Consider the following 11,858-nt stretch of genomic DNA (forward strand, 5'->3'; position numbering starts at 1 on the left):
ACTGCTGCAAATTCAACCACCAAAGGTCAACACGCCCTAAAGCATACAGGGCAAAAAAAATGTTAAAGTAACGGCTCTTATTATTTAAGCTAAGGAGCAGGCATGAACTTTGTCATTGTCGGTACAAATTTTATTAGTGATACCCTATTAAGCGCAGCAAATACGTTACCTGCATTTAATTTATACGGTGTGTGCTCACGCAAACAATCAAGCGGCGAAGCCTTTTTATCTAATCACCCCAATACCGATGTAAAAATTTTCACCTCAATTGAGCTGGTATGCCAAGACCCCGATGTTGATGCGGTGTATATTGCAGCGCCAAATAGCCTACACAAGCAATATGCAGTAATGTGCCTTGAAGCAGGCAAACATGTACTAGGCGAAAAACCTTCAGCCGCTAATAGCCAAGAGCTAAATGCTATTTTAACTGCAGCTAATGCCAATAAACGCCTATACATGGAAGCAATGATGACCACGCATTTGCCAAACTTTGCGCGACTTAAAAATGCGCTGAGTAAAATTGGTAAACCCCGTAAGTTTATTGGCCAATACAGTCAGTACTCATCACGTTACGATAAATACAAAAACGGCGAACGCCCAAATACCTTTTTACCGGAATTTGCCAATGGCGCTTTGCTCGATTTAGGTGTGTATCCGCTTTACCTACTTATAGCACTTTGGGGCGCTCCACAGCGCGTGAGTGCCAGTGGGGTACTATTAGATACAGGCGTAGATGGCGCAGGCGACGTATTATTAAATTACGATGATAAACAAGCCGTTATTAGCTACTCTAAAATTTCTCAAGGCGATAACATCACAGAAATACAAGGTGAGCGCGGACGCTTACGAATACACGCCGTGTCGCAGTTAAAACACATAGAGTTTGTTGCCAATAACGGGGAGGTTGAGGTTATTTCTGATAAATTTGATGAGCACTTTATGAAATACGAAGTTGCGCACTTTATGAAAACCATAAACGCGCAAAAGCGAGAGTCAGATATTAATACACATCAGCTTGCCCGCGACGTAATGAACGTACTTGATACCGCAAGAAAGCAGCTTGGGGTAGTGTACCCTAATGATAAAAGCGCAGCAGCGGACTAAAGTTGACCCCCATCCGTGGGCAATCAAGGCAAGAGCCTAGTTGTAATTATGTGCTTACTTATTTTTTATTAGGTACAGCTAAATTACACAGGCTCTTTATTAAAGCGTGTAGATTTTTAATGGTTTAATTTGCATAAATCTATTCACCATTCAACCAAGGCTGCGCCAGTTATTAGGCGAACTAGGTTACTCACCTCGCACCACCATTAACCCGCGCCTAGATTGCACACATTTCAATCCATTAAAGTTAGCTTGCTCTAAGCACGCTTATATAAATGAGCAAAGTTAACTTAGCACACAAAAACATGACCAATCAAGCTAGCCAATTATTAAAATTTATACTAAATTGGTAACATAAATAGGTTAACACTCATTTATAATATTATATGACCGTTACATCACTTTAGAATTTTGACATAATAGTGAATTTTGGGGTAACCTCTGCTAATAACAGTAGGTTTAGGCTATTTGAGCCTATTAGCCGCTATTCCTTAAGGTAATAAAGGTAGAATATGGGAAACCGTCGCTTATTTTGGCGCATTGTTGATAAAGTTGAAGCTTTGATAAACCAAGGAGAGTTTTCTGCTGGGAGTCGTTTACCACCAGAGCGAGAACTTGCCGACATGTTTGACGTAAGCCGCCCAACAATTCGTGAAGCTATTATTGCATTAGAAGTACGAGGCCGCGTAGAGGTCAAAACCGGCTCAGGCGTTTATGTAATAGAACAACAAGAAACATCTGTAAAAACTAAAGAGATCAGCGCTTTTGAGCTAACACAAGCTCGCGCACTCATTGAAGGTGAAATAGCCGCACTTGCCGCTCAATCAATCACCGATGAAGAACTAGCTCAATTAAAGCAAACGCTAATAGCCATGGAAAAAGGCTTATATGTAGAACAAGCAGACCGCGAGTTTCATGAAATTATAGCGCGTGCTACACGTAACAAAGCCCTTGAGTATGCAGTGGCAAATTTATGGGATTTACGTTTAAACAATTCACAAATTGTGGCTGATTATGGCAGTGTGTGTAAAAACAATAACGATTGCGTAATGGATGAGCACACCGCTATTTATAACGCGCTACAAACACACGATGCAAGCGCCGCACGTACCGCAATGCATAAACACTTTAACCGTTTAATTAATGCATTATTTGACGCTGTTGAAGCGCGTGCGCTTGAAGAAATCAAACGTAAAAATGATGAAAAACGTGGCCTTTATTCTTTAGATGGCCTAGTTAAAAGTGCTAGCAAAACACACTAAAACGACCTAAACGTTTATAAGCCAGCGATCTATTCGCTGGCTTTTTTATTTTAAGGCACTCAGCGTTTGCCTTTAGTTATGCATAATCAGCTACGCTAATTCATCGCACATATTAGTCACTCCCTCCCAAATTTAATTTGTATGCACTACAAGCTATTACTTAGCCAATAAAAAACAGATACACTGCGCAAAACTAGACGATTGTTACCAAGGAAAACAATGCAATCATCCACTAAAGACTTTTTGCTCGCGCTTATGTGCGTTATTTTAGCAATGATCACAATTCAATCTGGCGCCTCATTTGCTAAGCAGTTATTTCCTGTTATTGGCCCCGAAGGCACTACTGCACTTAGGCTTGGCTTTTCTGCACTTATTTTGTGTTTAATATTTAAACCGTGGAAACACCTACCAGCTAAGGGTAATCGGTTATCAATTGTGGTATACGGTTTAAGCCTAGGCGGAATGAACATTTTATTTTATTACGCCATTGAACGTATCCCTTTAGGGATTGGTGTGGCGCTTGAATTTACCGGCCCATTAGCGGTGGCGTTATTTAGCTCACGCGCTAAGCGCGACTTATTTTGGGTGGCGTGTGCAATTGCGGGTATTTTACTGTTATTGCCCGATATGAGCAGCCAAGAAAGCCTAGACCCAATTGGCGTAATACTCGCGCTAGGTGCCGGTGCTTGCTGGGCAGCCTATATTTTATTTGGCAAGAAAACCGGCACGCAAAGCTCAGGCGGCGCAACGGTCGCACTCGGCATGACCGTAGCAGCCATTGTACTTGTACCTTATGGCGGCATATTACAAAGCAGTGCGTTTACATGGAGTGTTATACCGCTGGGCATTGGCATTGCTATTTTATCAAGCGCACTGCCCTATACACTTGAAATGGTTGCACTGCGTAATATGCCCGCTCAAGGGTTTAGCATTATGCTAAGTTTAGAGCCTGCGTTTGCCGCCCTTGCTGGGTTTATTATACTTGGTGAGTTATTAACCTTGTGGCAATGGTTGGCTATTTTATTAGTGATTATAGCCTCGGTGGGTAGCTCATTTTCGAGTGTTAAAAAACAATAATCCCCTCTATAAAAAGGCCAGCACATAACTGCGCTGGCCTTTTAAATAACAAAATATTATATAACTTGTATCGCGCTACTTTTTACTTGTCATTAAATAGCCAACTAGTGATATAACTGGCATACCCGCTGCCACTAACGCCACGCTTTCCCAGCCACCAGCTTCGTATAGCGGGCTTGCCATTAACGAGCCAAGCGCTCCACCAACAAAAATACTGGTCATGTATATAGCATTTAAGCGAGCTCGGCTTTGCGGCTCTAATGAATATACCACCCGCTGACCCAGCACCATATTTGCCTGCACAGAAAAATCAATAAATATGCCCGTAAGCGCTAAAATAATAATACCGTGCGGAAGCTCAAATATACTGGGTAAAAAGCACGCAGCAGCAATCACTTTTGCAAGTAACGATAATTGATGCGTGTAACCTTTGTCGGCTAAACGCCCAACAATAGGGGCTGCAATAGCACCAGCTGCGCCTACTAAAGCAAATAAGGCGATTTGTGATTGCGATAAACCATACTCCCTGGCTAATACCACCGGTACGCTGGTCCAAAATAAGCTAAAAGAGGCAAACATAAGCGCCTGATACAATGCCCGCTGACGCAGCACTGGCTGCTGTATTATTAGCTGCTTAAGCGATTTTAATAACTTAAAGTACGTTGTATTGTGTGCCGGTTGCCTGCTCGGTATAGCAAAATATATAACACTGGCTATAAATGCCATACAGCCTGCGGCAAAGTAAAATACGGCTCGCCAACCAAAGTGATCGGCTATCAAGCTTGAAACTGGCCTAGCTAATAAAATACCCAGTAGCAACCCTGCCATTATATTGCCCAGTACTTGCCCACGTTTTTCATCTGACGATAAATGCGCAGCAAGCGGTATTAATACTTGCACCGATACAGAGCTCGCCCCCACCAATAAGCATAATAGCAACATTACACTTGGGCTTTGCGCCAAGCCTGCGCCTATCAAACTTAAAAATGTTATGGCTAAGGTAATGAGCATTAAGCGTTTGTTTTCGACTAAATCAGCCAATGGCACTAAAAAAAACAGTCCCATTGCATAGCCAATTTGTGTAAGCGACACAATAAAACTGGCGCTGTGCGCACTTAAACCCACATCGGGCGCTAATAGCTCAATAATAGGTTGGGCATAATAAATATTTGCCACAATAAGGCCACAGCACAGAGCAATAATGCTCACTAAGGTATTACTTATTTGCACTGGCTGTACACGTGATTGGTTCATAAATAACTCTAATTTATAAATAATAAAACCCACTGCATATAAATGCAGTGGGTAGCCATGGTAAATGTAAAAGTGTGGGTTACTTAATAGGTGAAGGCTGCCCATGTGGGCTAGATCGCAAGTACTGCTTAGGCGCATTAACGGTTGCACCAAGCTGCGCTGCAGCATGCCAAGGCCAATGCGGGTTATACAAAATACCTCGCGCTAGTGCTACGCCATCGGCTTGCTGCTCGCTAATAATATCTTCGGCTTGTAGTGGCTCCGTGATTAAACCTACGGCTATTACCGGCATACTTACGACCTCTTTAATAGCGGTTGCAAATGGTACCTGAAAGTTAGGTTTAACCGGTATTTGTTGCTCTGGGCTTAGCCCTGCTGTACTTACGTGAATAAAATCGCAGCCAAGCTTGTCTAATGCTTTAGCAAGCTCAATAGATTGTGCTAAATCCCAGCCACCTTCTACCCAATCAGTAGCAGAGATACGAATGCCTACCGGTTTATGGCTTGCAAATTCAGCTCTTAGTGCTTTAAAAACCTCAAGCACAAGGCGCATACGGTTTTGCAAACTGCCCCCGTATTCATCATCACGCTTGTTTGAAAGAGGCGATAAAAACTGGTGTAACAAATAACCATGCGCACCATGTAGCTCAATTAAATCAAGCCCTAGCTCATCAGCGCGCTTTGCTGCACTGACGAAATCGTTTATTAGCTGGGTTATATCCGATTTTGTCATAGCCTTTGGTTGATAGGCGCTGTCATCGTAGGCTATGGCAGAAGGCGCTAGTGTTTGCCAGCCGTTTTCATCGCTAGGTGCAATTGCACCACCGCCATCCCATGGTTTTTCAGTAGATGCTTTTCGCCCTGCATGCGCAAGCTGAACGCCAATAGGCATAGGACTGTATTGCCTAAGCGCTTTTAAGCTTTTGCCCAGTGCTTGCTGGGTTTCGTTATTCCAAAGCCCTAAATCGGCGTAACTAATGCGCCCCTCAGGGCTTACCGCGGTGGCCTCTAAAATTAATAGCCCTGCACCACTTAAGCTCAATTGCCCTAAATGAATAGTGTGCCAATCACTGGCAGACCCCTGATTTGCTGAGTACTGGCACATAGGCGCAATAATAATGCGGTTGTCTAAAGTGAGTTCACCGAGCTTTAAAGGTGAGAATAATTGGCTCATAAATATTCCTTAAATACGCGTACTTTAGTACGAAATGCTATAGCTTACGGTATGAAGGGTTAATGGGGATCAAACTTCACTTTTATAGTGTCAAAACGAGAATAAATACCGTTGAGCAAAACATTCAACAGGGCCTTATAGGTTTTTAACCGTATTAATACATTTAGGTAATTAACCAATATGAATGGCTATTTACATTTGCTCAACGAGTAAAATATGCTTCTTTGTACCTTAATTAGCCAATTACTTGGATGTTATACATATTTATATAATTTTTTGTTGTGCAACTAGCTATATTTATTCCAAAAAAGTGAATTAAAATTCAATTTTAATATTCCCACCACTTTAACTCCCTGATAAACTGATTAACTTATATTAACTGGTGTTAAATTTTGAATCTGGGGATCACTTTTTATGTTTAAACCAAGCTTGCTAACCTTGGCTATTTCGAGCGCTGTATCTGGCGCATTTTTATTTTCTAACTCGGCTGTGGCACAACAAGAAACCACCGCTAAAAACAAATCACTCGAAGTAATCGAAGTTACAGCAACAAGACGCAGCGGATCTGTACAAAATGCACCGCTAAACATTACCGCACTTGATGCCGATGTAATGAAAGATCAAAACATTGGCGAACTAGCCGATGTAGCGCGTTGGGTACCTGGTTTAACAATTACCGATCAAGGTGGTCGCTCAGGCTCACCGATTATAGTTCGTGGTTTAAACACTAACTCGTCGGGTCCATCATCAGATGGCGGCACCGTAGCCACATACGTTAACGAAATCCCAGTGTCAGTTGATATGCGTTTAGTAGATATAGAGCGCGTAGAAGTACTTATTGGGCCACAAGGTACCCTTTATGGTGCGGGCACTTTAGGCGGCGCAATTCGTTACATGCTTAAAGAGCCAGAGCTTGATTTTACAACGGTAGAAATATTTGGCGATATGTTTCAAACCCAAGAAAGTGACTCGTTAGGCGGCGAAGGCGGCTTTATAGTAAACCTGCCACTTATTGAGGATGAACTTGCAGTACGTGCCAGCTTGAACGTATACGAAGACCCAGGCTTTATTGATTATGCTTACACAGTGCGTGAACCAGGTGTATCGCTACCGGACCCTGATTGGAGCAACGCCGACGAAGTAAACAACAATATTAAAAATGTTGAAGATGCTAACGGCGAAACAACTACAACAGGGCGTATTTCTGTACGTTGGAAACCAAGCGAAACATTTGAAGGGACACTTAATTACTTTTACCAAAACCAAGACAGCGAAGGCCGTTCAATTGTTCATTACAACAGCCTAAACGATGATAACGGTTTAAGCGATATTGTAGGTAAATACGAGTCGGCTTATCGTTATGAAGAGCCGCGCGAAAAAGAAGATCAACTACTAAGCCTTGAGCTAAAAGCCGACCTAGGTTTTGCAGAGCTTGTATCGGCAACCGGTATTTCAAGCTTTGATGCCGACGGCCAACGTGACCAAACCGATTTACTTATCCGCCTAGATTACGGTTATGAAGAGTTCCCTGCGTTTTCATCATACACACGTGAAATTGACGAAGAAGATACCTTCACTCAAGAAATTCGCTTAGTGTCTCAAAGCGACAGCGACTTTAACTGGATTGTAGGCGCGTTTTACAACAAAACAGAAACCGAAGCATCAAGTAGAGAGTTTACGCCTGGGTTTGACCAATTCGCTATCGATAACTTTGGTGGCGCTCAGCTAAGACCTGACTCATTAGAATACTTAGAGCTTACAAAAAGTAAGGTCACTGAGTCTGCGCTATTCGGCGAAGTTGGCTACCAAGTTACCGAAAAATTAGATATTACCATTGGCGCACGTTTTTACGAATACGATGTAGAGGCGCAAGCAGCATTTGACTTCCCGCTTGCAAATACACTTTATGGCGATGCAGACCCTGATGCAATCACCGTTGCTTACGAAAAAGACGAAGCAGGCGATAACGGTAACTTATTCAAATTTAATGCTAAATACCAGTTTACTAATTCAGTAATGGGTTATGTAACAGTAAGTGAAGGCTTTAGAATTGGCGGTTCCAACCTTCTAGCTGTTTGCCCTGATCCTATCCCTGAAAACCAGCAAACAGGGTGTGGTAACGCTGACGAAAGGCTTTTTGATGCAGATACCACAACAAACTACGAGCTAGGCCTTAAAAGCACCTGGTTTAGAAGCCAATTACACTTTAACGCCGCTTTATTTAATGTAGATTGGGAAGATGCGCAAATTGCAGGCGCAACAGATGTAGGCCAATTACCGTACTTATCTAACGCAGGCTCTGCCAACGCAAAAGGTATTGAGCTATCTACCCGTGCTATTTTATCTGACTCGTTTACCGTGTACGCAACATACGCATACACTAAAGCAGAGCTAACCTCAGACGCCCCATTTTTATTTAATGCTGATGGCACCGATGGCGCAGAAGACGGCGACCGCTTACCGGGCTCGCCAGAGCATCAGTTCTCAATGGGTGTAAACTATCAAACAGATGTGTTTAACGACAAAACCCTTGATATTAACTACGGTTTAACCGCACAAAGTGATGTAATTTCAAAAGTAGGTTTGCATGACAATGGCGAAACCCTGCCAGGTTACAGCTTAAGTAATATTTCTGCTAAGCTAACGGCTGATGAGTGGTCTACTACTTTATACATTGATAACGTATTTAATAAATACGCCGTTACATCAGTACGTCGTTCAGATGCCGATATAACAACTGCAAACGGTGCCGACATACAACGTAACTACGGCCACTATATAAATCGCCCACTTACGGTAGGCGTTAAATTTAACTACAAATTTGAAATATAATTTATAGTCACTTTTAAACAATGTTATAAGGCTCAAATTTATTTGAGCCTTTTTTCTTTATTAACACATAAATAAAACAAACATCATGCAGCCAAACTTAAAGCACCTTCATCAAAGCGCCATTGAGTATTTAAACCAAGGTAATATACAACGTGCCCATAAAGCCCTCGTTGAATTAGTAACGCAAAAAAATGACTTTGCTGATGGCTACTTTTTACTGGCCATGGTTAATTTACGCGTAGGGCAAATTCATAAAGCCATAAAGCTAATAGAAAAAGCCCTTAGCCTTGGCAAAAGCATTGAATACACCGCGCAGCTTGCAAAGTGTTATGCATTAACAGGTGAGCTTACCAAAGCCAAAAACACCGCTTTAGCGATACCCGTTGAGCAAATAAAAAAGAGTCTTGATGCCGACACTCTAGGTGTTGCACTTACGCAAGCAGGCCTACACAAAGAGGCACTAAACTATTTTAACTGCGCTATTGAGCTGGCTAACCATGCAAATAAACCGCAGCCACAGTTTTATTATAATTTAGGGGTAAGCGCTAAATTTTTAGGCCAATTTGAACAAGCCAAAACTGCCTTTGAAAGCGCAATTACTCTCAATCCGCTGCATCACCAAAGCCACTTTGCATTAAGTGACTTAACCAAAGCGTCGCTGCAAAATAACCATATTGAAGGCCTAAAAAACGTGTTTGAGCAAGTAACACACCCCGATGCAAAATTACACATTGGCCACGCACTTGCAAAAGAGTACCAAGACATAGGCAAATTTGATGATGCGTTTAACAGCCTAGAGCAAGGAAAAGCCACTAAACGCGCTATACAGCCTTTTGATCATAAAAGCTCAGTCGCATTATTTGCACACATTAAACATTTAAGTGAGCAGCATAAACACGCGCTAACACACGGCAGCCCAACGCAAGAGCCTATTTTTGTATTAGGTATGCCCCGCTCTGGCACCACATTGGTTGAGCGTATTTTATCGAGCCACAGCGACGTACAATCAGCCGGTGAATTACAAGACTTTGGCCTAAGCGTTAAAAAATTAAGCCAAACTCAAACACTGCATGTGCTCGATACTCAAACACTCACTAAAGCGTATGAGCTTGATTTTAATCAGCTTGGGACAACGTATTTAAACGCCACTCGCGTAACCACCGGCAGCCATAAGCACTTTATAGATAAACTCCCGTTTAACTTTTTTTATATCGACTTAATAACCAAAGCCCTGCCAAACGCGAAAATTATTTGCATGCTACGCGACCCAATGGACACTTGCATTGGTAACTACCGCCAGCTATTTACTATAAATAACCCCTACTACGCGTACTCGCTCGATTTACTCGACACTGCCAAATTTTACAGCCGCTTTTATAAACTCATGCAGCACTTTAGCGCCCTGCATAGCAATATAAAATTAGTAAAATACGAAGAACTAGTCGCCCAGCCCGAGCAGCAAATAAAAGAGCTAGTTAGCTTTTGTAATTTAGAGTGGCAAGCACAGTGTATAGACTTTCACTTAAACACCGCGCCGGTATCTACTGCAAGTAAAGTGCAAGTACGCCAACCACTTAACAATAAAGCAATTGGGCGTTGGAAGGCATTTAAGCCCCATACTAATGCAGCAGTGGAGTACCTTTTAAGCCAAGGTATTAGTGTTGAATAAGCGTTTTATTTTGGGTAGTAGGTGAATCCAAATAAGCAGCTTTGTGTAAGTGTAGGTCGGATAAGCGAAGCGCCATCCGACACAGTAAAATACCTTGCCAATTATTATCACATTTTATGTTGTCGAGTGGCTGAAGAGTGCCAGAAGCGGACCTTCACACGAAACTCGTTTCTGCCCCAAAACGTGTTAAAGCAATTATTCTATAGGTCGGCTTTGAGCGATAACCGGACACTGAAAAAGTTAAATTTATTCCTGTGTTTTAAGTAGAAATCTAATTTTGTCCAATAACATTATTAAACGCCGTTTTGGGGCAAAATAACATGCTTAATTCCTAGCTGTTTTAATTACTTGTTTACAAAGGTAATTATTGGTGAAATTATCAGGGTATGTAATATACGCCGTTTCGGTGTGTTATAAACCACCAAAATGGTGTTCAATAAGCTGTTAGCTGTTTTGCTATGTTCTAGGCTTTTTTCAAATAAAAACATCGACTTTCTTTTTGTCGGTTAACAATAAAGCAGCCTTTTCTTGATATAAATCAAAAGTATCGTCTGATATAAATTTATCAAACGTATTAATTATTTCTTTCATGTAAGAGGCTCTTACTTGATAAGTCTGACGTTCAGGATATTCTTTAGCAAGTCCATCTAATTTCTCTGAACTATTAGAAAAATACTCCATAACATTAATTTTTTTATCAGGATCTACATCCCCTCCACCATAAGAAAGGATCCTAAGTTTAGACTCTAAACTATTCATATCTTCTCTTTTTTTGGATATTATGGGGTTTCCTGACTTACCTAATCTAACTGGTTCATCACTATCGTATTTTTGTGTGTATTCTCGTTCCATTTCATTCACATTTTTAACAATACTATGAAGTTCTTTTATACTCATATTAGAAAAGTTGAGCTCTTCTTTTTTAAATACTTTTTCATATGCACTTCCCTCAATTAATGATGAATCAAAAGCATTATTGTCTTTTTTTTCTTTAACTTTAGGATCAAGGTGAGTTGTGTTTATATTAATTTTTAAGCCACTTTCGCTTGTTTTAGTAGAAAAGCTTTTTATTTTTTCATCATCACTGTTTGTAAAAATAGATATTTTACTTTCAAATAGAGTAGGTAGTAGATTGGTGCTGATTTTCATAAAAATCCTTTTTCATATGTCGTTTTCTTTTATCGACATAATTTTATAAAACTTAAGCTTTTATTTTAGATTGTTTTCTATTAACGACTCATAGGGCTGAGTCGTTAATAGAAAGTTTAACTAGCCACCAGATCTTACTTCATAAGTAATTCCACCATAAGTAGATCCAGTTGTTGTTTTATTTTCAACTTCCCAATAATAAGTGCCTGCATTAAAGATAGAAGTGGAAACTGCTACGCTATATCCGCCAGCAACTCTATTGAATCGCCCCGTGTTTGCCAGAGACTCAATAACTTGAGAAACTGGAACTATGAAAAAATCAAATCGCTATACATCA

The 11,858-nt window shown here is 41.1% G+C and carries 8 protein-coding genes; 5 read left to right on the forward strand and 3 right to left on the reverse strand.

The features are described 5' to 3' along the window. Positions 1-102 precede the first annotated feature (102 nt). The 3 genes from MSC25_RS15995 to MSC25_RS16005 all read left to right on the forward strand — a co-directional run bounded on the left by MSC25_RS15995 (position 103) and on the right by MSC25_RS16005 (position 3,443). Positions 103-1,104 carry a Gfo/Idh/MocA family oxidoreductase gene (locus MSC25_RS15995; RefSeq protein WP_248443952.1) on the forward strand — a complete coding sequence of 334 codons (1,002 nt, stop codon included), beginning with the start codon at positions 103-105 and terminating at the stop codon, positions 1,102-1,104. Between the two features lie 512 nt (positions 1,105-1,616). Then, complete coding sequence (locus tag MSC25_RS16000) at positions 1,617-2,366, forward strand: FadR/GntR family transcriptional regulator (protein WP_004587131.1); 750 nt, start codon at positions 1,617-1,619, stop codon at positions 2,364-2,366. A gap of 219 nt (positions 2,367-2,585) precedes the next feature. Further along, positions 2,586-3,443, forward strand: coding sequence for a DMT family transporter (locus tag MSC25_RS16005; protein ID WP_248443953.1), 858 nt, complete (start codon positions 2,586-2,588; stop codon positions 3,441-3,443). 75 nt (positions 3,444-3,518) lie between these two features. Here MSC25_RS16005 and MSC25_RS16010 read toward each other — a convergent pair whose 3' ends face one another. Then, positions 3,519-4,697, reverse strand: coding sequence for an MFS transporter (locus tag MSC25_RS16010; RefSeq protein ID WP_248443954.1), 1,179 nt, complete (start codon positions 4,695-4,697; stop codon positions 3,519-3,521). A gap of 79 nt (positions 4,698-4,776) precedes the next feature. Beyond that, positions 4,777-5,871, reverse strand: coding sequence for an NADH:flavin oxidoreductase/NADH oxidase (locus tag MSC25_RS16015; protein ID WP_248443955.1), 1,095 nt, complete (start codon positions 5,869-5,871; stop codon positions 4,777-4,779). A 414-nt stretch (positions 5,872-6,285) separates the two neighbouring features. On the opposite strand from MSC25_RS16015, the gene MSC25_RS16020 reads away from it, so the two are divergent. Together MSC25_RS16020 and MSC25_RS16025 are read left to right on the forward strand one after the other, a co-directional pair. Further along, positions 6,286-8,703, forward strand: coding sequence for a TonB-dependent receptor (locus MSC25_RS16020; RefSeq protein ID WP_248443956.1), 2,418 nt, complete (start codon positions 6,286-6,288; stop codon positions 8,701-8,703). 85 nt (positions 8,704-8,788) lie between these two features. Next, a complete protein-coding gene (locus tag MSC25_RS16025) occupies positions 8,789-10,372 on the forward strand; it encodes a sulfotransferase (RefSeq protein WP_248443957.1) in 1,584 nt (527 codons plus the stop codon). A gap of 474 nt (positions 10,373-10,846) precedes the next feature. Here the strand turns inward: MSC25_RS16025 and MSC25_RS16030 are convergent, their stop codons facing one another. Beyond that, positions 10,847-11,521: a hypothetical protein gene (locus tag MSC25_RS16030; RefSeq protein ID WP_013463096.1), complete on the reverse strand. Its 675-nt coding sequence runs from the start codon at positions 11,519-11,521 to the stop codon at positions 10,847-10,849. Positions 11,522-11,858 lie beyond the last annotated feature (337 nt).

Origin of the sequence: Pseudoalteromonas sp. 1CM17D (genome assembly GCF_023161805.1) — a bacterium.
Lineage (GTDB): Bacteria > Pseudomonadota > Gammaproteobacteria > Enterobacterales > Alteromonadaceae > Pseudoalteromonas > Pseudoalteromonas atlantica.

Excerpts from the sequence above, each read along its gene's own strand:
- MSC25_RS15995 (WP_248443952.1), top strand. The coding sequence starts at position 103 with ATGAACTTTGTCATTGTCGGTACAAATTTTATTAGTGATACCCTATTA.
- MSC25_RS16000 (WP_004587131.1), top strand. The coding sequence starts at position 1,617 with ATGGGAAACCGTCGCTTATTTTGGCGCATTGTTGATAAAGTTGAAGCT.
- MSC25_RS16005 (WP_248443953.1), top strand. The coding sequence starts at position 2,586 with ATGCAATCATCCACTAAAGACTTTTTGCTCGCGCTTATGTGCGTTATT.
- MSC25_RS16010 (WP_248443954.1), bottom strand. The coding sequence starts at position 4,697 with ATGAACCAATCACGTGTACAGCCAGTGCAAATAAGTAATACCTTAGTG.
- MSC25_RS16015 (WP_248443955.1), bottom strand. The coding sequence starts at position 5,871 with ATGAGCCAATTATTCTCACCTTTAAAGCTCGGTGAACTCACTTTAGAC.
- MSC25_RS16020 (WP_248443956.1), top strand. The coding sequence starts at position 6,286 with ATGTTTAAACCAAGCTTGCTAACCTTGGCTATTTCGAGCGCTGTATCT.
- MSC25_RS16025 (WP_248443957.1), top strand. The coding sequence starts at position 8,789 with ATGCAGCCAAACTTAAAGCACCTTCATCAAAGCGCCATTGAGTATTTA.
- MSC25_RS16030 (WP_013463096.1), bottom strand. The coding sequence starts at position 11,521 with ATGAAAATCAGCACCAATCTACTACCTACTCTATTTGAAAGTAAAATA.